This window comes from Bradyrhizobium sp. HKCCYLR20261 (assembly GCF_051168435.1).
In the GTDB taxonomy this organism is placed as follows: domain Bacteria; phylum Pseudomonadota; class Alphaproteobacteria; order Rhizobiales; family Xanthobacteraceae; genus Bradyrhizobium.
In genome coordinates, this window is sequence record NZ_JBNPUZ010000003.1 from 250,595 (window position 1) to 276,877 (window position 26,283).

The 26,283-nt window shown below is 64.6% G+C and carries 22 protein-coding genes; 8 read left to right on the forward strand and 14 right to left on the reverse strand.

Annotation, left to right across the window (positions count from 1 at the left end; translation table 11 throughout):
• Window positions 1-13 precede the first annotated feature (13 nt).
• From ACQR1L_RS08265 to ACQR1L_RS08280, 4 genes are all read right to left on the reverse strand, one after another.
• Window positions 14-4,588 (reverse strand): autotransporter domain-containing protein, encoded by a 4,575-nt coding sequence (locus tag ACQR1L_RS08265; RefSeq protein ID WP_434857462.1) that lies wholly within the window; start codon window positions 4,586-4,588, stop codon window positions 14-16.
• Window positions 4,589-5,922: 1,334 nt separating this feature from the next.
• Window positions 5,923-6,354: a type II toxin-antitoxin system VapC family toxin gene (locus tag ACQR1L_RS08270; RefSeq protein ID WP_434857463.1), complete on the reverse strand. Its 432-nt coding sequence runs from the start codon at window positions 6,352-6,354 to the stop codon at window positions 5,923-5,925.
• 4 nt (window positions 6,355-6,358) lie between these two features.
• Complete coding sequence (locus tag ACQR1L_RS08275) at window positions 6,359-6,601, reverse strand: type II toxin-antitoxin system Phd/YefM family antitoxin (RefSeq protein ID WP_434857464.1); 243 nt, start codon at window positions 6,599-6,601, stop codon at window positions 6,359-6,361.
• Window positions 6,602-6,879: 278 nt separating this feature from the next.
• Entirely contained in the window at window positions 6,880-7,800 is a 921-nt protein-coding gene (locus ACQR1L_RS08280; protein WP_434857465.1) for a LysR family transcriptional regulator, read from the reverse strand.
• Between the two features lie 113 nt (window positions 7,801-7,913).
• Here ACQR1L_RS08280 and ACQR1L_RS08285 point away from each other — a divergent pair, with 113 nt between their 5' ends.
• The gene (locus ACQR1L_RS08285) at window positions 7,914-8,465 is read left to right on the forward strand and encodes a carboxymuconolactone decarboxylase family protein (protein WP_434857466.1); all 552 of its coding nucleotides are present in this window, start codon (window positions 7,914-7,916) and stop codon (window positions 8,463-8,465) included.
• 87 nt (window positions 8,466-8,552) lie between these two features.
• Complete coding sequence (locus ACQR1L_RS08290; protein ID WP_434857467.1) at window positions 8,553-9,404, forward strand: alpha/beta fold hydrolase; 852 nt, start codon at window positions 8,553-8,555, stop codon at window positions 9,402-9,404.
• A 116-nt stretch (window positions 9,405-9,520) separates the two neighbouring features.
• Here ACQR1L_RS08290 and ACQR1L_RS08295 read toward each other — a convergent pair whose 3' ends face one another.
• Complete coding sequence (locus ACQR1L_RS08295) at window positions 9,521-10,726, reverse strand: MFS transporter (protein WP_434857802.1); 1,206 nt, start codon at window positions 10,724-10,726, stop codon at window positions 9,521-9,523.
• Between the two features lie 113 nt (window positions 10,727-10,839).
• Complete coding sequence (locus ACQR1L_RS08300) at window positions 10,840-11,322, reverse strand: cupin domain-containing protein (RefSeq protein WP_434857468.1); 483 nt, start codon at window positions 11,320-11,322, stop codon at window positions 10,840-10,842.
• Between the two features lie 295 nt (window positions 11,323-11,617).
• Here ACQR1L_RS08300 and ACQR1L_RS08305 point away from each other — a divergent pair, with 295 nt between their 5' ends.
• Window positions 11,618-12,325, forward strand: coding sequence for a peroxiredoxin-like family protein (locus ACQR1L_RS08305; RefSeq protein WP_434857469.1), 708 nt, complete (start codon window positions 11,618-11,620; stop codon window positions 12,323-12,325).
• 9 nt (window positions 12,326-12,334) lie between these two features.
• On the opposite strand, the gene ACQR1L_RS08310 is transcribed toward ACQR1L_RS08305, so the two are convergent.
• Window positions 12,335-13,222 carry a LysR family transcriptional regulator gene (locus tag ACQR1L_RS08310; RefSeq protein ID WP_434857470.1) on the reverse strand — a complete coding sequence of 296 codons (888 nt, stop codon included), beginning with the start codon at window positions 13,220-13,222 and terminating at the stop codon, window positions 12,335-12,337.
• Window positions 13,223-13,400: 178 nt separating this feature from the next.
• Between ACQR1L_RS08310 and ACQR1L_RS08315 the strand changes: the two genes are divergently transcribed.
• Window positions 13,401-14,225, forward strand: a complete 825-nt coding sequence (locus tag ACQR1L_RS08315; protein ID WP_434857471.1) for a 3-hydroxybutyrate dehydrogenase — start codon at window positions 13,401-13,403, stop codon at window positions 14,223-14,225.
• Between the two features lie 50 nt (window positions 14,226-14,275).
• Entirely contained in the window at window positions 14,276-15,418 is a 1,143-nt protein-coding gene (locus ACQR1L_RS08320; RefSeq protein ID WP_434857472.1) for a patatin-like phospholipase family protein, read from the forward strand.
• A 51-nt stretch (window positions 15,419-15,469) separates the two neighbouring features.
• Here ACQR1L_RS08320 and ACQR1L_RS08325 read toward each other — a convergent pair whose 3' ends face one another.
• The 4 genes from ACQR1L_RS08325 to ACQR1L_RS08340 are packed head-to-tail and all read right to left on the reverse strand — an operon-like array spanning window position 15,470 to window position 17,988.
• The gene (locus tag ACQR1L_RS08325; RefSeq protein WP_434857803.1) at window positions 15,470-15,976 is read right to left on the reverse strand and encodes a DoxX family protein; all 507 of its coding nucleotides are present in this window, start codon (window positions 15,974-15,976) and stop codon (window positions 15,470-15,472) included.
• Window positions 15,976-16,755: an HvfC/BufC N-terminal domain-containing protein gene (locus tag ACQR1L_RS08330; protein ID WP_434857473.1), complete on the reverse strand. Its 780-nt coding sequence runs from the start codon at window positions 16,753-16,755 to the stop codon at window positions 15,976-15,978. Before ACQR1L_RS08330 ends, ACQR1L_RS08325 begins: the two co-directional genes overlap by 1 nt.
• Window positions 16,745-17,650 carry an MNIO family bufferin maturase gene (gene bufB, locus ACQR1L_RS08335; RefSeq protein ID WP_434857474.1) on the reverse strand — a complete coding sequence of 302 codons (906 nt, stop codon included), beginning with the start codon at window positions 17,648-17,650 and terminating at the stop codon, window positions 16,745-16,747. The genes ACQR1L_RS08330 and bufB overlap by 11 nt, the downstream gene beginning before the upstream one ends.
• Before the next feature lie 32 nt (window positions 17,651-17,682).
• The gene (locus tag ACQR1L_RS08340; protein WP_434831343.1) at window positions 17,683-17,988 is read right to left on the reverse strand and encodes a BufA1 family periplasmic bufferin-type metallophore; all 306 of its coding nucleotides are present in this window, start codon (window positions 17,986-17,988) and stop codon (window positions 17,683-17,685) included.
• Between the two features lie 391 nt (window positions 17,989-18,379).
• On the opposite strand from ACQR1L_RS08340, the gene ACQR1L_RS08345 reads away from it, so the two are divergent.
• Entirely contained in the window at window positions 18,380-20,401 is a 2,022-nt protein-coding gene (locus ACQR1L_RS08345) for an adenylate/guanylate cyclase domain-containing protein (RefSeq protein WP_434857804.1), read from the forward strand.
• A gap of 759 nt (window positions 20,402-21,160) precedes the next feature.
• On the opposite strand, the gene ACQR1L_RS08350 is transcribed toward ACQR1L_RS08345, so the two are convergent.
• Window positions 21,161-21,472, reverse strand: coding sequence for a type II toxin-antitoxin system RelE/ParE family toxin (locus ACQR1L_RS08350; protein WP_434857475.1), 312 nt, complete (start codon window positions 21,470-21,472; stop codon window positions 21,161-21,163).
• Window positions 21,462-21,752 (reverse strand): ribbon-helix-helix domain-containing protein, encoded by a 291-nt coding sequence (locus tag ACQR1L_RS08355; protein WP_434857476.1) that lies wholly within the window; start codon window positions 21,750-21,752, stop codon window positions 21,462-21,464. The genes ACQR1L_RS08350 and ACQR1L_RS08355 overlap by 11 nt, the downstream gene beginning before the upstream one ends.
• Window positions 21,753-21,864: 112 nt before the next feature.
• Between ACQR1L_RS08355 and ACQR1L_RS08360 the strand changes: the two genes are divergently transcribed.
• Window positions 21,865-23,190, forward strand: a complete 1,326-nt coding sequence (locus tag ACQR1L_RS08360; RefSeq protein ID WP_434857477.1) for a ParA family protein — start codon at window positions 21,865-21,867, stop codon at window positions 23,188-23,190.
• A gap of 10 nt (window positions 23,191-23,200) precedes the next feature.
• Entirely contained in the window at window positions 23,201-24,103 is a 903-nt protein-coding gene (locus ACQR1L_RS08365) for an SIR2 family protein (protein WP_434857478.1), read from the forward strand.
• A 150-nt stretch (window positions 24,104-24,253) separates the two neighbouring features.
• On the opposite strand, the gene guaA is transcribed toward ACQR1L_RS08365, so the two are convergent.
• Window positions 24,254-25,861 (reverse strand): glutamine-hydrolyzing GMP synthase, encoded by a 1,608-nt coding sequence (guaA, locus tag ACQR1L_RS08370; RefSeq protein WP_434857479.1) that lies wholly within the window; start codon window positions 25,859-25,861, stop codon window positions 24,254-24,256.
• Between the last annotated feature and the right edge of the window lie 422 nt (window positions 25,862-26,283).

Genomic DNA, 26,283 nt, shown 5'->3' on the forward strand with positions numbered 1-26,283 from the left:
ACCCTTCATCCGACTAGAACTTCAGATTGAGCCCGGCGCGGAACGACTGGTCGCGGAGAGACTGCGACACCTGTGTGGTGTAGGAGAGATTGACCGTCGCCTGCGCCGATATCCGCGCGTCGAGCCCGGCCTCGACCACGGCGGTGTTGCGGGCAAGCGGCGTTCCAGTGATGGCGACGGGAACGGCGTCCCCGAAACTGACCATCGTGATTGGTGCGACGGTGCCGAACGCGTGGCGCCATCCGACGGTCACACGGGCCGTGGTGGAGACGCCGGCGAAATCGAAGCCGGTCGCGGCATGCGTGCCGAGTGTGGTGAATGTCGTCTGTGCCGTTGGATTATGTCCAGTCAGCGCAGCAGCGCCGCCCGCCTCGCGAAAGGCATCGCTCGCGATATTGACGTAGGCAGCGCCGGCGAACGGTTCGAGATCGAAGCGACCCATCTGCATGCGATAGCCCAGCTCACCAAACACCTGCGTGGTCCAGGTGCCGTACGAAGAGGTCAGCCGATCGGCGAAATTGGGCAGCGCGATGGTCCGGCTCGCAGCCAGGTTCTGCCAGCTGCTAGCCACGCCCGCGCGGAGCGCCAGTGCGCTCCATTCGGTCCCCGCATAGAGACCGACATGGGCGTTGTCGCTCGTGCCCGAGGCTCCGAGCGCTGTCACGTCAAGTCGCGTCTGGCTGTAGCCTCCGACGAATCCGACGCGCCAGTCGCTGTCGCCGACGCGGGCATCGGCGCCCGCGAGCACGCCGCCGGTGGAGCGGCTCACGCGCGAGGCATTGCCGTCACTGTGGAGATGACCCCACGCGCCGAGCGCCTGGCCCCAGACCACGACGTCGTGAGTGGGCGTACCCGCCGGCTGCGCGGCGTCGGCAGCCGCATAGGCCATCATCGGCAGGGACGGTGCGCCTGCGGTCGCGAACGCGCTGCGCAGGCGGTCCATCACTCCGTCGCGCACGATGTGGCTGTCCTGCAGGAGCACGGCGCGGTTCGAGGCATGGATCTCGCCGGACAACTGGTCGAAGGCGTGACGCGCTGTGGCTTCGTCCGTCTGCAGCACGGCGCTCCATACGGCGTTGCCGCTGCCGAGGTGGTCGATGGCCGCGCCGATGGCGCGCTGGTTCGGCGTGTCTCCGACAGCAGCAAAATCCGTGCTGTTGCGGGTCAGCGTCAGGGTCACGCTCTGCGGATCGTAGCTGAGGCTCGGCGTCAGGAAGGCCAAGTTGGAGCTGACATCCGCGAAGGTGCCGGAGAGCCCGCCCGCTGCGGTGAGGATCGTGTAGTTGGTGCGCAGCCCGTAATTGCCGCTTCCGGCGAGGACGTTGACGTGGGCGCCGGACAAGGTCGCCAGTCCGCTCGCCACGATGGTGTCGTGTTGTCCACCGGCGTTGACCTCGACCTCGTAGATCGAACCGGGCGAAAAGACGAGACTGCCTGCGGCATTGAGCGTACCGATCGAGTTGCCCGGCGCAATGGTTGCACCCGCGGCGAGCGTCACGGGTCCGATCGTGCCATTGCCTTGCAGCCGCGCCCCGGCGTCCACCGCGAGCGTGCCGCCGAGCACGCCATTCACCGCCAGCGTGCCGGCGGTAACCGTGGTCGCGCCGCTGAACCCGCTGCCGTCGCCGCCGAGTGTGAGCTTTCCGTCGCCGCTCTTGGTGAACGAGCCGCTGCCACTGATCACGCCGTCGAACCCGACGACCGTGCCGGCTGCGGTGTCGATCGCGCCTGCGCCCGTGAAAGCCAGGCCGCGCGCGCTGGTGAAGCTGCTCAGCGTGCTCAGCGTGCCGCCGCCGAAGCTGATGGCGCTGCCGGCGGCGCCGAGATTGGTGTCCGCGGAGACCCGCAGCACGCCACCGTTGATGGTCGTGCCGCCCTGATAAGTATTGGCGCCCGCGAGCACCAGCGTGCCTGCGCCGGATTTCGTCAGGCCGCCGGCCCCGGAGAGCGCCTCGTTGAGCATGAACGTGTTCGCCACGTCGGCGATGTCGAACCCGCCGCCGCCGGCTGCGAGCGTGATCGCACGGGAGGTCCCCGAAAACGACGTTCCGGTGACCTGCAAGGTTCCGCCGCTGAATGTCAGTGCGCCGCTGGCAAGGCCCAGATTGGTGTCCGACGAGACCGACACGGTGCCGCCGGTGAGAAACGTACCGCCGCTGTAGCTGTTGCTGCCGGTGAGCACCAGCGTGCCGCCACCGGCCTTGCTCAACGCGGTGCCGCTGCCATCGACGACCGTCGATGCGATCGTGGCGGAGATGTTGTTGTCGACATTGAAGACGCTGGCATTGCCGCTGGCGGGCGCGATTGCCAGCGAGCCGCCGCTCAGCGTGTAGCCGTTGGTGGAGAATTGCAGCGTGTCGAAGCTCTGAGTGCCGGCGACCGTCACCAAGCCGCCAGCCGCGCCGGCGAACACGCCGACCGATCCGCCCCAGAGGCCGTTGATCGCCGCCTGTCCGGGACTGCCGGTCCAGTTGGTGCCGGCGGCGCTCCAGCTGCCCGCACCGCCGTTGACGGTGCCATTGCCGGTGCTGTCGGCGCCGTCCCAGAACTGCAGGTTCTGTCCGGTGCCGAGCACTGACAGATTGACCTGGCCGGGAATCGTGGTCTCAAGCTGCGCGGTGGCGATCGTGAAGCCTGAGGTGGTCGACGTGAGCACCTTGGCCGCGAAATCGCCAGACAGCGTGCCGCCATAGGTGAACAGGCGATAGAAGCCGGCGGCGGCAATCCGTGCGTCGAGGGTGCCGCCGAGCGTGAGGTTGTTGCTCACATTGACGAGGTCGTTGCCGGTCGCTGGATTGCTGCCACCGACCACGCCTGGCGTGTTCAGCTCGAAGATCGAGGTCGCTCCCGAATGAAGCGTGAGATCTCCCGCGACGCTCGGCGTGCCCGGCGAGTTGCCGGCCGACAGCGTCCCGTTCACCACGGTCGACGACACCGTTCCGGAGCCGCCAAGCAGTGCGCCCGCGGCGACAGTAACGCCCGAGGAATTGGCGATTGAACCGTTGACATACAGCGAGCCCGCGCTGACGGTGGTCGCACCGGTGTAGCTGTTGCTCCCGGAAAGCGTGAGTGCGCCGGTGCCGACCTTGGTCAGCGCGCCGTTACCGTCGATCTCGCCGGCGAATACGCCGCTGCCATTGTTGGTCCCCGTGGTCAGGCTTCCTGAACTCAGATGAACGAAGGATCCGGCGCCCCCGGCCAGGGACCCGATGGTCTGATCGACGCCGAGCGCAAGACTCGAGCCGGCATCATGCAGCGTGATCCCGACAGAGTTCGACAGCCCATTGGCGGTGCCGAGGCTGAAGGTGCCGCTGTTGTAGACGTCGATCGTCGGCGTATTCAGCAGGGTGCCGTTACTGGTGACGCGCAGAACGCCCCCGTCCACGACAGTTGCGCCGGAATAGCTGTTGATGCCGTAGAGATCCTGGACGCCCGTCCCTGTCTTGACCAGGCCGCCGCTGCCGCTGATGTTGCCGAAATAGCCAGTGTTGTTGTTGGCCCCTCCGAGCGTCAGCGTCGCCGTACCCAGGGCAACGGTGGTCCCGCCGTTGCCGTTGATGCCGCCGACACTCTGGTCGAAATTATTCAGATCGTACGTGCCGCCCCAAACGATGATCGCGCGCGTCGCGGCGATGGCGTTCGCCGTGCCCATCCGCAGCGTGCCGCCGTTCAGCGTCGTATCGCCGCTGTAGCTATTGGTGCCGCTCAGGGTGAGGGTGCCGGTGCCATTCTTGGTCAGGCCGCCCGCGCCGTCTATGACGCCGGAAAAGGCGGTGCTGGTGTTGTCGTCGCCCGCGGTCAGCGTCTGCCCAGCGGCGATCACCAAATTGCCCGCCCCCGCAAGCGAGCCGACCGTTTCGCTGGTGTTCAGATTATATGTTCCGTCGACTGTCAGCGGAGCCGTGGCGCTCATCGTCGCGCCGCCCGACGTTGTCAGTGTTGCGCCGCTGTCGACCAGATAGGCCTGGATGGAACCTGCCGTCCCCGTCCAAGTGGTGGTGTGCAGAAATGTGAGCAGGCTTGCGCCCGTGATGCTGCCGGCATAGTTGCCGCCGTCCACGGTGATCGGGGCGCCGAGGTTGCCGATGTTGCCGCTCCCTTGCAGGTTGCGGACCTGACCTGCATTGCCATTGAAGTCGAGCGAGGCGGTTGCGGCCACCGTGGTGCTCGCGAAGCCGCCGAGCGCAACGGCGAATTGCCATCCGGACAGCACATAGCCCCCGTCAATATGCACCGTGGGCTGCCCGTAGTTGGATATGGAGTTGACGACGATCGTGCCTTGCTCGCTCGCGGAGCCCAAGTGAAACGAGGCGTTAGTGCCCAGCCGTCCCAGAAAGACGGTCACGGAGCCGCCGTTCTGGACGGAAAGCGTGCCGGACTGGTTGTCGTCGACGCTGATATAGGCTGCAATGCTCGAGAGCGAGGAGACCGCGCTCAGCTGTCCGCCCTGCAGGTAGATCGGTGAACCAAACTGGTTGGGGCTGGAGATCGTCTGATAGTTGGTGATGTAGGTCTGCGCGTAGCCGGCGCTGGTGTCGATGATGAGCCAGCTTGCGCTCGCCAGCAGCGCGGCGCGCCACGAAGGCACACATCGTCGCTCGTGAAAACAGAAATCGCGGGACGTTGATGGGCCCGTCGCTGGCATTCGCGCCATGTTGTCAACCACGTCTTGCAAAGGTCCACGATCGCGGCGATCGCGCTCGACTCGAAATGCTTGTAAATTGCACGTCGTGTACCAGGCAACGGAAGATCAGAAGCATGCAGTTTTTGTTCGGTGTCTTCGCGGGAACCCGACGATTCTCCCCGGGGTGGAACCCGTGCGGAGCTGTTCCGGAGCGAAGCAGCGCCGTTGAACAGTGCGGCATGACTGACCTTCGCCCACGCCGCGGAGAGGCTTCAGATCACCTGTGCGATGGCCCGCCTCGCAGGCGAGATCGCACGGATGCGCGTTATACGTTTCAAACGGCAGGCATGGCTCAGCACTCCCGCGGCGAGATGCGCCCGAGCTTTGCGATCGATGGACCTCTCCTTCCGAAGAAGAGGCGCAGGGAAGACCGGGTATCGACTGACACCCGCGGTCCGCGTGCAGCAAACAAGCACGCAGTAGAACCACAGGTTCAGCCCAATATCCGGTCTTCCCTGCGCGACGGTTTTGCGGGTTATAGGCGCTCTCCCCGGGGACCGGCTGTCTTGCCCCCGTCGCCAGCGGATCATCATCACCACCGGCTTGGTCTCAGCGTCGGGAGACCAGGACCACACCATTTCGCCGTCGCCTCGCTCCGTTCGTCGGCCCGGGCTTTTGACACCCGGCTGCAGAGCAACGCGCCCGTCGCCTCTCCGACTCGACGCTTCATGACGATCGCGAAACGTCCCTCTTCAGCGAGCCGAGATGCGCAAGAATGTGGAGGTGATTTGCCCGACGTGACAGGGGAGAAGTGCGCGACAAACTGGCACGACGGGCAGTTGGTGCATGTGGGCTATGCGAGGATTGCCCGTCGGGTGGATGATTAGTCAGCCGATCAGCGACACCACCCGACGTCAACGCAGCGCTACCTGGCGTTCGCTCTCTCCATGAACACGCTGCTCGGGGCCCACGTGCTGCGTAGATTTCGGTACTCTCCCCTCATGGTGAGGAGCGCCGTTCTCCGCAGCCTGCCCCGCGACGATTGCTCGTGGCGGCGCGTATCGAACCATGAGGCCACAGCCGGGGCCTCGCCCTTCGAGACGCCCGCCTGCGGCGTGCTCCTCAGGGTGAGGGTTGAAAGTCGTCCGGGCGGTCAGGAACGCACCAAATGCGTCCGTTATCTCGCGCGAAAGACGCAGCAATGACCTCACGCGAGTCCTGAACTGCCGACGTCCGGACATGCGGGTCGAGGAGCAAGTTACGTGCACTGTTGTAGCAACGACCTCATCCCGCCACGTTCACGGCAACGCCGCGAACGGATCGCGCACAGCGACACCCAGCGGCTCGAAATGGCGGAGGTTGCGGGATAGGATGGTCAGTTGATGCCGGCGCGCGGTCGCGGCGATGATGATGTCGGCAAAGCCCGGCGCATGACCGAGCCCCCGCGCCCGATCCGTCAAGGCGCCGGCGATCCGGGCAGCCTCGATGTCGAAGGGGAGAATGCGGTCGGCGTAGAGATGCACGACCGTCTCCAACCACGCGGCGATGTCGGCACTCTTGCGCGTGGCGCCGTCCCGCCGCAGCTTCGCGATCCCGTCCTCGATCTCCGCGACCGTCACGACCGATATGAATAGCGACGTCGATTGCGCATCCATCCAATCGACCAGCGCGGCAGGGACAGGGCGTCCTGGCGCCGCCGCCGAAATGACGTTGGTATCGACGAGATACACGACGTCAGAAATCGGCGGTTCGTACCGGAGACGGATTGCGCTCCGGCCCATCAACCGCTGCCAGCGGCGCCGCCATCAACAGCCGTCCAAAGCTCGGCACGTGAGATAGGCGTTCCCACTCCTCATAGCTCAAAACGACTGCTTCGCGCTTGCCGTGACGCGTGATGACCGACGGCTTGCCCTCCATCGCCTGATCGACCACGGCGGAGAGGTTGGCCTTGGCATCCCGAAGCTGAATCTCGCGCATGGTTCTCCCACTTTTAGATATGACTACAGTAGTCATTGTAGGGCGGAAGACCCGCCGCGGCAAGCCGTTGGGCGCCTAGGCGCCTGCCCGGAAGACCATGAGCTCCTCGCGGCCCTTGCAGCCAAGACCGACGAATTCCTTTGGTCTTGATTCCACAGGAATATTCAGCGGGGTCATGCCGAGCTTCGGCTTATCAACTATCGGCTGCTATTGCCGGCACTGCAACAAATCGTTTGTTAGTTCCATATAGACCATCACACAGCAGCGCCTCTTTCGGCTCATGCCTTCACGAGAGATTCTTCGATCTTCTCCAGCGCAAGGCTCAGCCTCGGCGCAACATAGTCCAGGAAGGCCCGGCGCTTGAGCGGTTGGACCGGCTGCGGCTGGTGCACGAGGTTGACCGGCGTCGGGCGATCGTCCTGACGGTGCAGGATCTGCACCAGCCGGCCGTCGGCGATCGCCGGAGCGACCTGGTAGGACATCAGGCGCGCGACACCGAGGCCGGCTGCCGCCGCCTCCACCACGGCGTCGGCCGTGTTGACCGAAAACCGCGGCTTGATCGGCACCGTGCGTTCGCTGGCGCCACTGCCGAACGTCCAGCTCCGGTAGGTCTGCAATCCTTCGAAGGCGATGCAATCATGATCGCGCAGCGCCTCGAGGGTCGCGGGCTCGCCGCGGCGGGCGAGGTAATCCGGACTGGCGCTGAGGATCCAGCGCACACGGCCGACCTGGCGGCTGATGAGTTGGCTGTCGGGCATGCGTCCGATGCGGACCGCGACGTCGACATGCGCGTCGACGAGATCGATGACGTGGTCCGACAGGATCAGCCGCACGCTGACCGGCGGATAGGCGGCGAGGAACGCATGGACGAGCGGCGCGACATGAAGCTTGCCGAACATGATCGGCGCCGTCACCAGCAACTCGCCGCGCGGTTCGCGATACTCGCCGCTGGCCGCGCGCTCCGCCTCGGCCAGGTCGTCGAGCAGGCGCCGCGCCACAGCCGCGAAGGCTTCGCCGGCCTCGGTCAGGATCAGCTTGCGGCTGGTCCGCACCAGGAGCCGCGCGCCGAGATGCGCCTCCAGTTCGGACATCCAGCGACTGACCGTCGGCAGCGGCACGCCGAGCGCGCGGGATGCCGCCGAGAGGCTGCCGCCATCCACCGCCGCCACCAGCGTCCGCATCGCTTCGAAGCGGTCCATCATTCTTCCAATAATTGAAACCTTGGCTCTCGAAATTATCGTCTACTGCTCAAAAATGGAAGAACGTAGATGGGGGTCATCAGCCAATACGGCTGCCACGAAAGGACCCTCCCATGACCCGCATCCCGCCCCCCGCCACCATCGCCGACGCGCCCGAAGCCTCGCGTCCTCTGCTTGAAGGCGTCGCCAAGCAGCTCGGCAGCACGCCGAACATGTTCCGCGCCATCGCGCTCAGCCCGCAGGCGCTCTCAGGCTATCTCGCTTGGTCCGGCGCGCGCGGCAAGGGCTCGCTGCCCGCCGCGACGCGTGAGCGGATCGCCCTGGCGGTGGCCGAAATCAATGGCTGCAGCTACTGCCTCTCGGCCCACACCTATCTCGGCCGCAACCTCGCCGGACTGGACGACGCGGAGATCACCGCCAACCGCAACGGCGCGTCCAACGATCCGCCGGCCGACGCCGCCGTTCGCTTCGCCGCCCTGGTCGCGCACAATCGTGGTCATGTCACCGACGCCGATTTCGCTGCCGTCAAGCTTGCCGGCTACACCGACGCTGAGGTCATCGAGATCGTGCAGCACGTCGCTCTCAACAGCTGGACCAACTTCTTCAACGAAGTGTTCAAGACCGAGATCGACTTCCCGGTCGTCGAAGCGAGCAAGGCCGCCTGACCCCCAAGGGCCCCCCAGAGGCGTGAGGATGGTCCCGGCTGTCCTCACGCGCCAAGCGCCTGTCACCCCTTCATCGGAGCTTCCCCCGTGACTCTCTACAAGTTCGCCACCGTCCATGATCGCCAAATGTTCTATCGCGAAGCCGGCGATCCGACACATCCGACCATCCTCCTGCTGCACGGCTTTCCCACCAGCAGCTTCATGTTCCGAGACCTGATCCCGCTGCTGGCGGACCGGTTTCACGTGATCGCTCCCGACTACATCGGCTTCGGCCAGTCGGATGCGCCATCCGTTGCCGCGTTCGACTACAGCTTCGAGAATTTGACCGCACATGTCGCCGGGCTGATCGAGCAGCTCGGACTGAGCTCCTACATCCTCTACATGCAGGACTATGGCGGCCCCGTCGGCTTCCGGCTGTTCACGCGCAACCCCAAGGCCGTCACCGGCTTCGTGATCCAGAACACCAATGCCTATATGGCCGGTGTGGGCGAGATGCCAGCGCAAGTCTTCCTGCCGCTGTGGGAGAAGCGCGATGCGGCCAGCGAGGCCCCCGCCCGCAGGCTGCTTGCCGCCGAGACGACGAAGTACCAGTATCAGGTCGGCGCCCGCAATGTGGAGGCCATCAGCCCCGACAATTGGACGCATGATCAGGCGCTGCTCGATCGCCCCGGCCATGATGCGGCGCATCTGGACCTGCTCGAGGACTACAAGACCAACGTCGCGCTGTACGAGAGCTGGCACCAGGCCTTCCGCACCCATCGCCCGAAGACGTTGATCGTCTGGGGCAAGAACGATCCGTTCTTCGTTCCCGCCGGCGCGGAGGCCTATCTCGCCGACCTGCCAGACGCCCGCCTCGTCTGGCTAGATGCCGGCCATTTCGTCCTCGACGAGAACGCCGCCACCGTCGCCGCGGAAATCAAGACGAGCTTCGCCGGCTGAGATCATCCGCGCCAAGTCAGCGCGATCCGAACGCCTGGACCCCCGCTTCTGCCCGAGCGACACAGGATGCGAGGCGAGGGTCCTCACCCGGCAATAGCTTGGGATCGCAGGTCCAGCTACTCCTTGAGCCAAGACACCAGCGCGGCGGCAAGCCCGAGCGCAAGCGCTATTCCGGCGACGCAGGCGGTCCAGCCGTGCCGGTCGAACAGCTGGCCGAGCAGCGCGCTACCCGCGAGGCCACCGAAGAAATAGCAGGCGAGATAGCTGCCGCTGGCGATGCCGCGATTCTCGCTCGCTGCTCGCCCGACGAAGCCGGTCACGGTCGCCTGCGCGAAGAAGGTGCCGGCAGCCACCAGCACCATGCCGCCCAGCACGAGGGCGAGGTGCGCGGTCAGCAGCAGCGGCAGGCCGGACGCGGCCAGGGCCAGCGCCGCCCAAAGCGTGACGCGGGTGCCGAGCCGGGTCGCGACCGGGCCCGCCAGCAGTGTCGTGACCACCGAGGGCGCGAACACGAAGTAGACGACACCGAGCGTCATCATGCCGAGCGCGAGCGGCGGCTGCACCAAGACGAAGTTGACAAAGGTGAATGTGCCGATGAACGCAAACAGGATGCAGAAGCCGATCGCGAACGCCGCGCGCAGGCGCGGATGGCGCCAATGTGCAGCGAGAGCCCTCCAGGGGCTTTCGCCGGGCTTGGCCTCGCTGATCGGCGCAACGCCGTGGATCGTCGCAGACACCAGCACGGCGCCGGCCAGGTTGAGGGCGGCGAACAGCAGGAAGTTCCAGGCCAGCCCGAGGTGATCGACCGCCGCCGCAGCAATCAGGCGCCCGACGAGATTGCTCGCGACGTTGCCGGTGATGTAGGCCGCGAAGGCGCTGCCCGCATCGGCTGTGCTGCATTGCTCGCCGAGATGGGCCAGCGTCAGCGCAAAGGCGGAGGCCATGCACAGACCCTGCATGACACGGAGCGCCGTGAAGGTCATCAGACCCGGAGCTACCGCCAGCAGGCTGGTCGGCACGGCAAGCAGGATGAGGCTGAGCAGAATGCCGGCGCGGCGATTGATCCACGGACTGAAGAGGCCGACGACGAAACTCGCGATGGCCATGCCGATCGTGCAGGCGTTGACGGCGAAGCCCATGGCCGCAGGCGTCACGCCGTAATGGCGCGTCAGCACCGGCAGGATCGCCTGGGTCGCGAACAGATCGACCACGGTGAGAAAGGCGGTCAGTCCAATGATGAGCGAGCGCCGTACAGCGTTGGGCGGATGACCGACCACAGCTCGTGCGGCTCGCGTCATCGATGCCGCGGACATGTCCGTCATCATGGGAGGCGCTCCTGAACGAAGGGGACAATGTGACGCCCCGCACGCGGTGCCGGGACGTCACATCGGGCAACGAGGCCGTTCGCCGAGACGAACGCGTTGCATCCTGGTCGTCACATGTTGTGATCGTGCGGATCGCGGCGCACGTCGCCGACATAGAGAATGACGGTCTCCGTGCCAAGGTTCTTCCACCAGTGCGAAATGCCATGCACTTCGGGACGGATGTCGCCGGCCTTGTGCACGATCGGATCGACGCAGTTGGAGGCGTATTCGACGATCTCGCCCTGCTGCACGAAGATGAGTGCCGGCCGATCGTCATGGCTGTGCCAGGGCACGATACCGCCGGGCTCAATGGTCAGCTTGCGGAAACGCAGTTCGCGGCCCTTGATTTTGGCGGGCTGCTTCTCCAGATCGATCGATCCCAGCGTCACGTCGGTTACGCCGACGGGCTTATCATCGACCATGGTGCGCGCATTCGGCTTCATCTTGTCCGCCGGACATTCGCCGGCCAACGTGGGCTGCGCGATCAGGACGGCCGCGCCGAAGACGGCGAGGCCGAGCGACAATGCGCGCGTAAGGGGGACGTGCTGGAACATCGGGAGTCTCCTCGGTTGATGGTGCCTGGAAGGCAGTGATGGCATTGTCATCGCGGGCCGAGGTTTCCTGAAATGCCGAGTGTCTTTCGGGACGATAGCGTGGAGCTATCCGTATCGGGACGAACGCGTCGCTCCGAGCTTCGATCGCGATTGGCAGCGGCTATCGAACTGATTGGACATCGGCATTTCTGACCGCCGAAGTCGATCGCTAGCGTGGTTTGCCGCACGGAGCGCGTCGGCGCCCTTTCAGGAACGGCGCGGCCGCCCTATTCTGCAGCTCTTGCCGGAGCCGACCATGACCGCTCTCTCTCCCGCCGATGCCGAACGGCTCAAACTCGCGTTTGAGCGCTGCCGCGAGATGGATGGCCCTCTGAACGAACAGCTGCGCGCCTATGCCGACGCAGGGCGGGAGATCTTTCCGGCCTATGCCGCCGCCGTGGACCGGCTGGTCGAGCGGCTCGGGGAGAACGGCGGCGGCGCCAATGCGCCGAGGCCCGGCGAAGCGATGCCGCCTTTCATCCTGCCCGACGAGCACGGACGCCTCGTGGCGCTCTCATCCCTGCTGGCCCAGGGCCCGGTGGCGGTGATGTTCTTCCGCGGCCATTGGTGTCCGTATTGCCGGCTCAACGTCCGCGCCGTGATCGAGGCCCAGCCACGGATCGAAGCCATGGGCGCGCAGCTGGTCGCCATCATGCCGGAGACCCAGGAGTACACGGTCAGGTTCAAGTCCGATTGCGGCGCGGGCTTTCCGGTGCTGACCGATCTCGACAACGGCTATGCGCTGTCGCTGAACCTCGCGATCTGGCTCGGCCACGAGATCCAGCAGTTGCTGTCGCACCAGGATCTCGCGAGGTTTCACGGCAATGATGGCTGGATGCTCCCGATCCCCGCCGTGTTCGTGGTCGGCCGCGACGGCGTGGTGGCGTCGCGCTTCGTCGATCCCGATTTCCGCCGGCGCATGGACGTCGAGGACCTCGTCGCGGCGCTGAGCCGGGCGAGCTGAGCGCTCGTCTCAGCCCGCAATGCTGCGCCAGTCGGCGCCGCGAAGCATCCGCATCACGGCCGAGGCCACGGCCGTGCGCTGGCGGCCGGCGACGCCGTAGAGATTCACGGTCCGCCGTGCATCGAGACCGGCGATCGCGGTGCGCTTCAGCGTATCGGGCACCTGCGAGGTCTGGGGCATCATCGCAACGCCGATGTCGGCCTGGACGAGCTCGATGAGGTCGCGCTCCGAGCTGATCTCATGGCTGCGGTCGATGTCGAGGCCGTGCTCGCGCAGACTGTCGGAAATCCGGTTGCGGTGCTCGCAATAGGTCCGGCTCAACAGCTGCTCGGCTCGCAAATCATCGATCTCGACCGGGTTGCGGCCGGCGAGAGGATGATCCGTCCGAACGACGAGTTCGAAATGCTCGGTGAACAGCGGCCAGACATCGAGCCGATCCCAGCTCTCGTCGATCTCGGCAGCAAGACCGAGTTCGGCCTCGCCCTTCTTCAGATAGTCCGCGACCTCGCGGCTGTCGCCGCGAAGGAAGCGAAACTCCAGCCGGTTGAACTGCCGCTTGATCTGTTCGAGATGCGGGATCAGCAACGCCAGATCGATCGAATGCGTGAGCGCGATCCGCAGCGCCCCGACCTCGCCGCTCTTGAACGAGGACGCCAGCGACCGGGCGCCGAGCGCGGCCTCATAGCACTGTTGCAGCAGCGGGTGCATGCGCTGGCCGAGCTCGGTCAGCTGGGCGCACGGGCGTTCGCGCCGGAACAGATCGCCGCCGAGCTCCGCCTCAAGCTGCTTGATCGCGCGCGTCAGCGACGGCTGCGTGACGTTGCACTCCTCGGCGGCCCGCGTGAAGTTGAGCAGCCGTGCGACGGCGAGGAAGTAGCGGACCTGGTGCATTTCCATCGATCGCCTCCCTGCTCCTGTATCTCGTGACTGAATAGCAAAAACCGGGCTGAAGGGCATCCGGGCCGCAATAGCGCTCGCCTATCGTTTCGGAAGCCATGCAGCATTTCCATCTCATCCGCCGGCCCCTCAGACTGTGAGCGACATCGGATACCCCGACATCTACGAGGGATCGGCCATGAACGTTACTGCGCAAATGCCGTCACCGGTTACCACCGGCACCCTGGCCGGCAGGGTGGCGCTGGTCACCGGCTCGACCAGCGGCATCGGGCTCGGCATCGCACGCGCGCTGGCCGGGGCCGGCTCCGACATCGTGCTGAACGGCTTTGGCGATGCGACGGAGATCGAAACGTCCCGGGAGCAGATCGCGTTCGCATGCGGAGTCGAAGTGACCTACTCCGCGGCCGACATGACGAGCCCGGACTCCATCGCCGAGATGATCGAAACGACGATCGCTCGCTCCGGCCGGCTGGACATTCTCGTCAACAATGCCGGCATCCAGCATGTCGCGCCGCTCGAACAGTTTCCGCCGCAGAAATGGGATCAGATCCTCGCGATCAACCTGTCGTCGGCGTTTCACACCACGCGCCTTGCGCTGCCGGCGATGCGCCGGAACGGCTTCGGACGGATCATCAACGTCGCCTCGGCCCATGGCCTGGTCGGCTCGCCGTTCAAGGCCGCCTATGTCGCGGCCAAGCACGGCATCCTCGGCCTGACCAAGGTGACGGCGCTCGAGACGGCCGAAGCGGGCATCACCTGCAATGCGATCTGTCCCGGCTATGTCTCCACGCCGCTGGTCGAAGCGCAGATCGACGGACAGGCCAGGGCCCACGGCATCTCGCGCGACCAGGTGATCCGCGACGTGCTGCTGGCCCAGCAGCCGAACAAGCGCTTCGCGACGGTCGATGAAATCGGCAGCGTCGCCGTGTTTCTGTCGAGCGCGGCCGCGGCCTCGATCACGGGAATAGCGTTGCCGGTCGACGGCGGATGGACGGCGCATTGAGACGTCCCATGGCCTCAGAACCTAAATCAGACATGGCGAGGGAGCTGCACATGAAAGCCGTACACGCTGCAAACGCGGTCAACGACGAGCCGAGCCAGACCGTACTGGTTCTGCAGGGCGGCGGTGCCCTCGGCTCGTATCAGGCCGGCGTCTACCAGGCGCTGCATGAAGCAGGCATCGAGCCGGACTGGATCATCGGCACCTCGATCGGCGCCATCAATGCCAGCCTGATCGCCGGCAATGCGCCGGACAAACGGCTGTCGCGGCTGCGTGAATTCTGGAAGCGAATGGAGCAAAATCCTGTCTGGACTCTGCGTTCCGCTTTTCCGGGGTTCAACGAACGCCTGTCCTACTGGTCGACGATCACCAGCGGCATTCCCGGCTTCTTTCGTCCCAACCCGCTCGCCCATGCCGGCTTCTCCTATCCGCTCGGCGCCGACAATGCCGGCTTCTATTCGACGGCCCCGCTGGAGACGACATTGACCGATCTGGTCGATGTCGAGCTGCTGAATCGCTGCGCGCCTCGCCTGACCGTCGGCGCGGCGCATGTCCGCAGCAGCCAGATGCGCTATTTCGACAGCCGCGACGGCGAGCTCACGGTGAAGCACATCATGGCCTCGGGCGCGTTGCCGCCGGCATTCCCCGCCATCCGCATCGACGGCGAACTGTATTGGGACGGTGGCATTCTTTCGAACACGCCGACCGAAGCCGTGTTCGACGACAATCCGCGCCGGAACTCGTTGATCTTCGCCGTCCATCTCTGGAATCCGGTCGGCGCCGAGCCGACGACGATGGCCGAGGTGCTGAACCGGCACAAGGACGTGCAATACTCCAGCCGCATCGTCAGCCAGATTGCGCGGCAGCAACAAGCGCATCGCCTCCGCCATGTCATCAATCAGCTCGCGGCGCGTCTGCCGGAGAGCGAACGCAACGATCCGGCTGTCCGGGAGCTCGTGAGCTACGGCTGTTCGACGCGGATGCATGTGGTCCGCCTGCTCGCGCCGCAGCTCGACCACGAGACCCATACCAAGGACATCGACTTCAATCCCTCCGGCATCATGCAGCGCTGGGACGCCGGCTATGCCGATACCAGATCCGTCCTGCAGCGGAAGCCGTGGGTCGGCGAGTTCGACGCGCTCTCGGGCGTGATCCTGCACGAGCAGATGGACGAGATGCCGATCGCGGCGGAGTAATGACTCCACCGCGCGCCGTCGCGACGCCACCCTGCTCGGGTCCGGCGACGATCAGGATCGGCTGCGCCACGCGCAGATGAGATGATCGAGCGAGACCCGCCCGCCGCCATGGGCCATGAGCGCAAGCGCCATGGCCGCCCAGGTGATGTGCAGCGGCCAGCCGTCGGGCACGGTGAGCTCGACGATCGCGGTCATGAACAGCAGGCCCAGTGCCGCGAACCGCGTCCCCAGACCGAGCACGAGCAGCACCGGAAACGTGACCTCGCCGCAGCCGGACATGAAGGCCATCACGCCTGGCGCCGGAAAATGATAGGGACCGCCGGGCAGATGCAGCATGAACTCGTCGGTGAACAGGGTCACGGCGGTGTCGCTCAGCTTGAGGAAACCGTCCCATTTCAGAATTCCCGATCGCCAGAACGGCACCGCCAGCGCGACCCGCAGCACCAGTTGCGCCACCGAAGGCGGCGCGATCATCTGCACGAGCTGCTTCGCTCGGTCGGCGAGCGCGCCGAGTGACGGAAGGCTGGAACCGGCTGCAAACCGCTGCTCTGTGGTCATCATGACTGTTCCGATGTGACTGAGGTGAAGGCGCCGGCCTCGATCAGGCCTGCGATGTTGGCGGCGAGGTCGAACCGCGGATCGGCGTCGAAAGCGTGCGCAGCAGCCTCGCCGAGCGGCCGGCCGTCGATCAGGCCGGCGACGAAGATTGCGCCGCCGGGCGGCAACCGCCGCACCTCGACGTCGAATTCCGGACGGACGACGAGAGCGTCCTCGGCACTCGACGCATCGATGCGCTCTGTCGGCTCGGCCGTCCTGTTCGCGGCAAAGATCGTGACGGCGGCAAAGGTCGAGCGGACGAGCCGCGTGGAAGGATGCGGAATGAAGACGGCGTCGGCGAGTTGGTCCGGCGGGATCATCGACAGCGCTGCGGGCGCCAGCGGCGCGGCGTCGGCGGCATGATAGGCGTCCAGCCAGGCGCGCTCGATCCGCGCAACGTCGGCGAGCCACGGCAGCTCCGCCGTATGCGGATATGTCTCGATGAAGCGCGGAAAGTCGCGGCCATACGCGAACAGCAGCGGTGATGTCGGCGGGGTCTGCCGCAGATGACTGCGCGCCATCTCGCGAAAGAACGCCTCGCCCGTGATCCGCTGCACCGCCGGATAGATCGCGGCCAGCGCATTGATCAAACTTACGGTGACGTTGTTGCGGTACACGTCATAGCGGCGGCCCGCCGGCCTGCCGCCAGGCCCGGTGGCGCCGGCCGGCGCCGCCGCGCCCGGCGCGAGCAGGCCGGCGGCAAACGCCGCTGCGTAGTCGAACGATGCGTCAGGCTGCATGGCGCGTGCCCTCGGCGGCTCGATCGAGAATGCGCTGCGCTGCGGCCGCCTCGGCCTTGAGCACCTGCCATTCCGGGATGTTGCTGTCCCACTCGACCAGGGTCGGCAGCGGCCCGCTCCGGGCGATCACGAGCTCGAACAGCTTCCAGACGGCGTCGGCCACCGGTCCGTCATGGCTGTCGATCAGCAGCACATCGCCGTCGTCGTCGCGCTGCTCGGCATGGCCGGCCAGGTGGATCTCGCCGACCATCGCGAGCGGAAAATCATTCAGGTACTCAATCGCCGCAAAGCCGTGATTGGTCGCGGACACGAAGACATTGTTGACGTCGAGCAGCAGGCCGCAGCCGGTGCGTTGCGAAACGCTGCGAAGGAAATCGGTTTCGCTGATCGTGGAGTCAGCGAAGGTGACGTAGGTGGCGGGATTCTCCAGCAGGATCGGTCGCCGGATCGTCTCCTGGACTTCGTCGACATGGTCGCAGACCCGCGCCAGCGTTGCCGCGGTGTAGGGCAGCGGCAGCAGGTCGTTGAAGAAGCTCGTGGCATGCGTCGACCATGCCAGGTGCTCGGAGACGAGCGTCGGCTGGTAGCGCGCGACGAGCGCGCGAAACCGGGCGAGATGGTCGCGGTCGATGGGCGAAGGACCGCCGATCGACATGCAGACACCGTGCAGCGACAGCGCATGATCGCGGCGAACACGCTCCAGCGCACGATGCGGCGGGCCGCCGGCGCCCATGTAGTTCTCGGCATGGACCTCGAAGAAGCCGCGCTGCGGCGGCTCTTCGAGGATGGCGGCGAGATGCTCATGCTTGAAGCAGGTCCCTGCCACACCCCCGAGCGGCGGAGGGAAGCACAGGGGCATGGGGATAGATTCCCGCAACGCGACCGCATCTGTCATGCTGTTCTCCCCTGCCCCTGTTGGTCGCCAGCTCAGATCGGCTTCAGCGATCCGCGCTTGCCGTTGGGCAGCTCGATATTGGCGCAGGTGCCGCCGGCGACGAACTTCCAGGCGTTGCCCTGATAGTCGGTCGTGGAGGTGCCCTGGCAGGTCGTGCCCGGGCCGGCGGCGCAGTCGTTCTGGCCCTTCAAGGCGACGCCGAAACACTTCTCCTTCTTCGCGGCGACGGCGGCGTCGACCTCAGCCTTCGTCAGCGGCCCGGCGGCGGCGAGCGTGGCGAGTGCGGTCGAGACCGCGCCCGCCAGCGCGAGCGAGGTGATGGTGGTCTTGGTGGACATTCAAGTCTCCTCTCGGTTTGCTTCGCCCGGACCGGCGAATTGCACTGTCTCCTTCGGAGCGATCGGACCGCTGTTAGCAGCAGTCCCGATCACAGGTCCGTGAGACACTCGACATGCGCCCGCATCGTGCTGCGCCGGCACGGATTAGTCCGGAGCCGATGGCCGCGCGCCAATGCATTGTGTCTATGGCCGCGTGAGCCAATGCGCATTGGCCTGCTCGGCGCAGACCGTGCAAAGACCTGACGTAACGAGCGGAGCCGTCGGGACGTAAGGCGATCAAGGCATGTCGGCCGGGCATGGAGGATGGACGATGGCTCCGCACACGTCGCATCGGAACGCTCGGTCCACCGCCTACGGAGTTACCGTCAGCATTCGCGTGGTGGTCTCGGCGATGGTGCTGGCCGCCATCCTGCTCACCGCGGTCGCCTGCAGCCTGGTGTGGTGGCGGACGGCCGACGCGACCAGCCGCCAGCTGGCCTCGACCATCAACGACCAGATCGTCGCCGCCGTCCGCAAGGAGGTCGCATCGATCGTCGACCAGGCGCACGCGGCGCACACCGCGATCCGCACCCTGTTTCTGCAGAACGTGCTTGAGACACGCGAGGCCGACAAGCGCGAGTTCGTGTTTCTCTCGCAGCTGCAGTCGCATCCGACGATCTCCTGGGCGGCGTTCGGCTGGCCCGACGGCTCTTTCTTTGCCGCGCACAAGCTCGGGGATCGCCGGCTGGAGATGATGGAGATCTCGTTGACCGATCATGCGGGCGAGCGCCGCATCGATGAGTATGATGTCGTGCCCGGCGACATCGAATTCGCCAGCCGCCGCTTCGTACCGACCGGCTTCCGCGTTACGGACCAGGCCTGGTTCAAGGCCGCGATCGCAGCCGATGGTCCAACATGGTTCAAGGTTGCGGAGCATCCGACCGGCGAGCGTCCGGCAATCGCGTTCGCCGGGCCGATCGACGTGTACCAGGAACGGCAGGGCGTACTGGCGATCATCATCGAGTATACGCGGCTGTCGCGCTTCCTTTCTCAGCTGGAGGTCGGCCGTACCGGAGCCGCCTTCATCTTCGACGGCAGCGGTGCGCTGGTGGCGTCGCCCGACGCGCATGCTGACGAGATCAACCCCGCGCAGGCTGAGCCGCCGGCGCTGCTGCCGTTGGCACGTCAGGCGGTCGGCATGGCCATCGCGCGGAAGATGGACGAGGCCTGGCGCAGCCGTCTCGTCGATGCCGCCGAGGCCTATGAGACCACGGTGACGCCGCTGCCGTTCCCGGGCTGGCGGCTGGTGACGGTGCTCCCCGAAGCCGAGTTTCTCGGACCCGTGCAGGCCACCCTGCACCGGCTGATCCTCATGCTGGTGGCGGGCGCCGGGCTCGCGGCCATCGCCTCGGCGATCCTGGTGCGCTCCATGATCGCCGTCCCGCTCGCGCGCGTCGTCGGCGAATTGCGCCACGTCGAGGCGTTCGCGCTCGAAGCGGTGCGCCGCCATCCGTCGCGGCTACGCGAGATCGGCAGCCTGTCCGGCGCCATCGCCGAAATGGCGTCGGGCCTGTCGGCGTTTCGCAAGTTCATCCCGACCGATCTGGTGCGCGGACTGCTGCGCCAGGGCGTCGAGGCGAAGCCCGGCGGAACGCTGCAGGAGCTCACCGTGATGTTCATCGACATCGCCGGATTCACCGGAATGTCGGAGCGCATGGGCGACGGCATCGTCGGGCTGCTGTCGCGCTATCTCGACCTGGTGTCCGAGGTCGTCGTCGCGCATGGCGGCACTATCGACAAGTTCATCGGCGACGCCGTGATGGCGTTCTGGGGCGCGCCACAGCCGCAGTCCGATCACGCCCTGCGATGCTGTCTCGCGGCGCTCGCCTGCCAGCGCGCCATCGCCGAGGCCGGCCTCGTCGACGATCTCGGACAGCAGTTGCGGATCCGGATCGGCATCAACACCGGCCGGATGCTGGTCGGCAATATCGGCTCCGAGCTGCGGCTGAACTACACCGTGATCGGCGACGCCGTGAATGTTGCGAGCCGGCTGGAAGGCGCCAACAAGGCCTACGGCACGACGGCGCTGATGGGAGAATCCACCGCGAACAGCGTCGGCCGATCGATCATCGTCCGCGAGGTCGACCGCATCGGAGTCTATGGCCGCGAGCAGGGATTGGCGGCTTATGAGCTGGTCGCGCCCGCAGCCGATGCACCGGCCGGCCTGCGTCCGCCCTGGATCGTCACCTATGAGCGCGCTCTGGCGCGCTATCGCGTTCGCGACTTCGCCGGCGCCGTGGCCGGATTTGCGCAGGTGCTGATGGACCGTCCCCACGACGGCCCCGCGACCGTGATGCTGGAGCGCAGCAGGCGCATGCTCGCCGATACCGGCGACACCGCCTGGCAGCCGGTCGCGGCCTTGAGCGAGAAATGACGTCAGCTTCCCTCGAACACGACCAGAGCTCATCAGCGTTGGCCCCCGGCTCGACAATTCTCGCTAGCGACTAACGGTCGCGCCTTGCCGCGGGAGCCTTCCGGCGTTTCCCTCGGAGCAAGATGGCCTCGTCATCGCCATTCGGCGCTCTCGTGCAACGCCGGCACGGGGCATCGTCACGGACAGCTTTCTCCACGTGTCATACAGCAGGCATGGCTGAGCCGCCTCGCGGCCGCATGCGCCCGAGTTGTGCGATCGATCGACCTCTCCTCTTGAAAGAAGAGGCGCAGGGAAGACCGGGTATCGGCTGATACCCGCGGTCCGCGTGCAGCAGATAAGCACGCGGCAGAACCACAGGTTCAGCCCAATATCCGGCCTTCCCTGCGCGACGGTTTTGCGGCTTATAGGCGCTCTCCCCGGGGACCGGCTGTCTTGCCCCCGTCACCAGCAGATCATCATCACCACCGGCTTGATCTCAGCGTCGGGAGACCAGGACCACACCACTTCGCCGTCGCCTCGCTCCGTTCGTCGGCACGGGCTTTCACACCCGGCTGCAGAGCAACGCGCCCGTCGCCTCCCCAGCTCGACGCTTCATGACGATCGCGAAACGTCCCTCTTCAGCGAGCCGGGATGCGCGAGAATGTGGAGGTGATTTGCCCGACGTGACAAGGGACAAGTGCGCGACAAACTGGCACGACGGGCAGTTGGTGCATGTTGGGTGTGCGAGGATTGCCCGTCGGGCGGTTCGCTGCGGCTGGCTTAAACAATACCGTGGAGATTGCGGCGACCGTCGATCACGCGGATGACCTCGACCGCGTCGATGGGACCCTCGTCCGTATCCGGCACCGTCCGATAAAGCAGCAAATACGGCGTCTCGACCAGCATGCGCATGGACGGCCTGATATCCGAGCGCCGAACGCCCATCCGCGGCTGCGATCTCAAAAGCTCGAGTTTGGCTTCGATCCGATCGAGATATCGTTCAGCAGCGGCCGGCTGCTCGACACCGATCAGCAGATAAATGTCGATCAGATCGGCTTGCGCCTGATTGGACCAGATCAGCTCAATCGCCACGGCCGGATGCTTTCGTCGCACCCTTCAGCCGGTCCCGCGCCTGCTTGCGCAGCCGCTTCATATCGACCTTGCCGGCCGAGCCGCTGGCAATCCCCTCATCCCAGGCCTGCCGCAAACGCCGAATGTCCTCCTGGCGCAACTCCCGCTTCATCTGCCAGTCGCGCACCGCCTCCCGGACGATCTCGCTGGTTGTGGCGTATTCGCCGGACTCAACCGCCGTCTTCAGGGCCGAGACCTGTTCGGTGGTGAGCGCGATGCTCAGCTTTTCGACAGATGCCATTGGGACCGCTCCACCAATCTGGTGGCATAAATTACCACTTTTTGCCTCCGCTGCCAACGCTGCTCGTTCGTCCCCGGCCCGACGGATTTTGACCCCTTAGGGGTGCCTTTGAATGCACCAGATGATCCCCAAGGTCCAGCACCGGGCGCGGTTGGGTTGGATTGGCCATAACTCGTTGCAGATCACAAAAACGTCTTGGCACAGACTGGTAAAGCAGTATGAATATCTTGATTCCAAGGGGGAACGGCCTGTGGCAAAACTAAAGAGAAAGCGATCAACTGGCCGCGCATCCTCGAGTATTTCTACAACAAGAGCCACCTCGAACAACCCGCGTCTGAAAGCCAAAAGAAAACGGCCGATAAGCGCCGGCATCCCGCTCGACCCTACCCACAAGGCAGACCTCGATTCGCTGCGTGGCCGCGGCGCACAGGCTACCTGCTTTTTCAACAACAAGGGAGGCGTTGGCAAGACAACACTGGTCGCCAACCTAGGCGCAGAGTTCGCTCTAAACTTTGGCGCACGGGTGTTAGTAGTCGACGCCGATCCCCAGTGCAATCTCACTCAATATGTTCTTGGCGGGGAGGAATCTCTTGAAATCTACGAGAGCCCCGACCCACAAAGTGTATTCAGTGTGATCAGGCCACTGTCTCTCGGAAAAGGATACAGCACCTCTTTACCTGTGCGAAAGTCCGAAAATTTTGGGTTCGACATCATCGTCGGTGACCCTCGATTGGCTATTCAGGAAGATTTGCTGGCCAACGATTGGCGCGACGCCAAGGGCGGCGGAATGCGAGGAATTCGCACAACTTTCGTGTTCTCCGACTTGGTCGGGAAAGCGAAAGACCTCGGCTACGATTTAGTTTTTTTTGACATGGGGCCCTCGCTAGGAGCGATCAACCGATCAATTCTGCTGGCGATGGATTACTTCGTAGTTCCAATGTCTATCGACATCTTCTCATCGTGGGCAATCAAGAACATTGGCACTGCGGTGACCACATGGCAGAAGGAACTTCGAACCGGGATCAGCCTCGCTGAGGACCCGGCTGAAATTCCTCATAGCTACCAGAGTAAGGCGCTGCGTTTTCTTGGCTACGTTACCCAGCAACATCGGGAACGAAACGTTGAAGACGCAATTGAGCGCAGCGAAGAATTAGATGAAGGCCGCAAGCGGCGAATCGTCCAAGCCTATCAAGATATCAGCGCGGCCTTTCCTCAGCAGATTGCAGACAGCCTCGGCGCTTTCTTCGATGCCGATTCGATCGAGCCGGACCTCGGAACCGTGAAACATATGGGTAGCATTGCTCCGAAATCCCAAAGTCAGCACACTCCAATGATCTCAGTGCGCGGCGCCGGCCGCTTTGTACAATCACGCAAGGAAGCCAGGGAGATCTATCGGGATATTGCGGTCAAATTTATTCGCAACCTAACGCTCTCTTAGGCAAAAAGCCGTGTTTAACGCCGATTTGCTGGACGACCTAGCTCGCGAGAAAGCGGTGCTATTCCTCGGCGCAGGAGTATCTGCTAGCGCCAAAACATCAACTGGCGGCAAAATAGCTGACTGGAACACATTTCTTGCAGCGCTCTGCAATGATGTACCTGAGCCAATAGCAAGCCAAGTTCGAGCGCTGATTCAGGCTAAGGACTATCTATTAGCTGGCGAAATTCTTCAGAGCGCCCTGGCAGACGGCTGGGAGAGCAAGATCACCGAGCATTTCGGACAAAAGGCCACGCCATCCGCTTTGCACGCATCGCTAATCGCGCTTAGCCAGAGAATAATTCTAACGACAAATTTTGATAAACTTCTTGAGGTCGCTTTCGAAAAAATGGATATCCGAGATACACACTACCCCACAGTAATCAATAAGGTAGAGGACGACGTCTTCCGGGCACTGAAAGATCACAATCGAAAATACATAGTGAAAATTCACGGGACGGTCGACGACCCATCATCGCGCGTACTCTCAAGATCCGAATACATTCGACTGGCATTTGGAAACTCATACTACTCAAGCTTTCTTGAGAATTTGCTTCTAAACTACACATTTCTCTTCGTTGGCTTTTCGATGGATGATCCAGCAATAATGTCACTAATGGAGATGTACTCGCTACGATATCCAAAGGCGAGACCTCACTATATTTTTGCAGGCGGGCCTATTCCCGAGAATATTATCGAGATCAACAAGCGACTTAGAAAGCTCATCTATATCGTCTATGACTCAACCGACAATCACGCCGCACTGCCGGGACTAATAACTGATATTGCTATCGCCTCAGACGCGCGGCGACGAGAGATCTTTGCAGAACACCAAGCAACCGCATCTCCTAAGGAGGGGACAACCGAAGGCCTCTGACGAGGCGAGCGTGTGAGGAGGCGAGCGCGACACCGCGCCAGCTGCACTACAACGACCAGTATTCTTTTTTGCAAGGACCTGTATCCATGCATGGTAGCAAGCTGCACGTCGCAATAACCAAGAACCTAGATCGTTACAGCGCGACTACTGTCACTCCCACTCAATCGTCCCCGGCGGCTTGCTCGTCACGTCGTACACCACCCGGTTCACGCCCTTCACCTCGTTGATGATGCGCGTCGCGGTGTTGCCCAGGAACTTCATGTCGAACGGATAGAAATCCGCCGTCATCCCATCCGTCGACGTGACGGCGCGCAGGCCGACGACGTAGTCGTAGGTGCGGCCGTCGCCCATGACGCCGACGGTCTTGACGGGGAGCAGCACCGCAAAAGCCTGCCAGATGGTGTCGTAGAGGCCGGCTTTGCGGATCTCGTCGATGTAGATGGCGTCGGCCTTGCGCAGGATGTCGAGCTTGTCGACGGTGATCTCGCCGGGGCAGCGGATGGCGAGGCCCGGGCCCGGGAACGGGTGGCGGCCGACGAACACGTCGGGCAGGCCGAGCTCGCGGCCGAGCACGCGGACCTCGTCCTTGAACAGCTCGCGCAACGGCTCGACCAGCTTCATGTTCATGCGCGCCGGGAGGCCGCCGACATTGTGGTGCGACTTGATCGTCACCGAGGGGCCGCCGGTGAAGGAGACGCTCTCGATCACGTCGGGATAAAGCGTGCCCTGCGCCAGGAAATCGGCGCCGCCGATCTTCTTGGCCTCGGCCTCGAACACGTCGATGAACAGCTTTCCGATGGTCTTGCGCTTCTGTTCGGGGTCGGTGACGCCGGCGAGCTCGCCGAGGAAGAGTTGTGAGGCGTCCACATGCACCAGCGGGATGTTGTAGTGGTGGCGGAAGAGATCGACGACGGTCTCGGCCTCGTTCAGGCGGAGCAGGCCGTGATCGACGAACACGCAGGTGAGCTGGTCGCCGATCGCCTCATGGATCAGCACCGCAGCGACGGCGGAATCGACGCCGCCGGAAAGGCCGCAGATCACCTTGCCTTTGCCGACCTGCGCGCGGATCTTCTTGATCTCCTCCTCGCGGAAGGCGTGCATGGTCCAGTCGCCGCCGAGGCCGGCGATGTTGCGGACGAAGTTGCGGATCAGTTTTGCGCCGTCGGGCGTGTGCACCACTTCGGGGTGGAACATCAGGCCGTAGTACTTGCGGGTCTCGTCCTGGATCACGGCGAAGGGCGCGTTCGGCGAGACGCCGGCGACCGAGAAACCCGGCGGCATCTGCGTGATGCGGTCGCCATGGCTCATCCACACCTGGTGCTGCTCGCCCGGCTGCCAGACGCCGTCGAACAGAAGGCTCGAGGTCTTCACCTCGACATCGGCGCGGCCGAACTCGCGGTGGTGGCCGCCCTCGACGGTGCCGCCGAGCTGGGCGGCCATCGTCATCTGGCCGTAGCAGATGCCCATCACCGGGACGCCTGAATCGAAGATCAGTTGCGGGGCGCGCGGCGAGCCCTCTTCGTGGACGGATTCGGGGCCGCCGGAGAGGATCACGGCCTTCGGGTTCATCTGCCGGAAGGCGGCCTCCGCCTTCTGGAACGGCACGATCTCGCAATACACGCCGTCCTCGCGCACCCGGCGCGCGATCAGCTGCGTGACCTGGCTGCCGAAATCGACGATCAGGATCTTGTCGTGGAGCGCGGCCACGGAGGTGTCGGTGGCGGCGGCGGTCGGGGTGTTGTTGGCTGGGGCTGTCATGGCAAGGAATTACGCCGAGAGCACGAGTCCCGCAACCCTTGGAGGGGGCGTGTGAGGCCGTGATTCCCAGGGAATGACGACGTCCTTGGCAGCGGGCGGCAACGCCATTGCGCCGGGCGCAGTAGGCTCCCCTGCCCCCGCGCGAAGCGAAGCTTCGCTAGGCGGGGAGGGGTTGGGGGTGGGGGTCCCCGGCGGCAGTCTTTCCTGGGTACCCCCCCCCTCCCCACCCTCCCCCACAAGGGGGGAGGGAGCGCAGTGTGCGTGGGGCGCCCGCTCGGCTCAGACGCGGATCAGATTCAGCGGCGCCGCGGTGGGGGCACGGTCGCCCTCCCCGTCATTGCGAGCGAAGCGAAGCAATCCAGAATCCCACCCGAGCCCCTGGATTGCTTCGCTTCGCTCGCAATGACGGCGGAGAGAGCTTG

Bases quoted from the DNA above. Each gene is read 5' to 3' on its own strand.
- ACQR1L_RS08275 (WP_434857464.1), bottom strand. From the start codon at position 6,601: ATGCGCGAGATTCAGCTTCGGGATGCCAAGGCCAACCTCTCCGCCGTG.
- ACQR1L_RS08325 (WP_434857803.1), bottom strand. From the start codon at position 15,976: ATGACCACAGAGCAGCGGTTTGCAGCCGGTTCCAGCCTTCCGTCACTC.
- ACQR1L_RS08285 (WP_434857466.1), top strand. From the start codon at position 7,914: ATGACCCGCATCCCGCCCCCCGCCACCATCGCCGACGCGCCCGAAGCC.
- bufB (WP_434857474.1), bottom strand. From the start codon at position 17,650: ATGACAGATGCGGTCGCGTTGCGGGAATCTATCCCCATGCCCCTGTGC.
- ACQR1L_RS08300 (WP_434857468.1), bottom strand. From the start codon at position 11,322: ATGTTCCAGCACGTCCCCCTTACGCGCGCATTGTCGCTCGGCCTCGCC.
- ACQR1L_RS08305 (WP_434857469.1), top strand. From the start codon at position 11,618: ATGACCGCTCTCTCTCCCGCCGATGCCGAACGGCTCAAACTCGCGTTT.
- ACQR1L_RS08355 (WP_434857476.1), bottom strand. From the start codon at position 21,752: ATGGCATCTGTCGAAAAGCTGAGCATCGCGCTCACCACCGAACAGGTC.
- guaA (WP_434857479.1), bottom strand. From the start codon at position 25,861: ATGACAGCCCCAGCCAACAACACCCCGACCGCCGCCGCCACCGACACC.
- ACQR1L_RS08310 (WP_434857470.1), bottom strand. From the start codon at position 13,222: ATGGAAATGCACCAGGTCCGCTACTTCCTCGCCGTCGCACGGCTGCTC.
- ACQR1L_RS08315 (WP_434857471.1), top strand. From the start codon at position 13,401: ATGAACGTTACTGCGCAAATGCCGTCACCGGTTACCACCGGCACCCTG.
- ACQR1L_RS08330 (WP_434857473.1), bottom strand. From the start codon at position 16,755: ATGCAGCCTGACGCATCGTTCGACTACGCAGCGGCGTTTGCCGCCGGC.
- ACQR1L_RS08345 (WP_434857804.1), top strand. From the start codon at position 18,380: ATGGTGCTGGCCGCCATCCTGCTCACCGCGGTCGCCTGCAGCCTGGTG.
- ACQR1L_RS08360 (WP_434857477.1), top strand. From the start codon at position 21,865: ATGCACCAGATGATCCCCAAGGTCCAGCACCGGGCGCGGTTGGGTTGG.
- ACQR1L_RS08320 (WP_434857472.1), top strand. From the start codon at position 14,276: ATGAAAGCCGTACACGCTGCAAACGCGGTCAACGACGAGCCGAGCCAG.
- ACQR1L_RS08280 (WP_434857465.1), bottom strand. From the start codon at position 7,800: ATGGACCGCTTCGAAGCGATGCGGACGCTGGTGGCGGCGGTGGATGGC.
- ACQR1L_RS08340 (WP_434831343.1), bottom strand. From the start codon at position 17,988: ATGTCCACCAAGACCACCATCACCTCGCTCGCGCTGGCGGGCGCGGTC.
- ACQR1L_RS08295 (WP_434857802.1), bottom strand. From the start codon at position 10,726: ATGACGGACATGTCCGCGGCATCGATGACGCGAGCCGCACGAGCTGTG.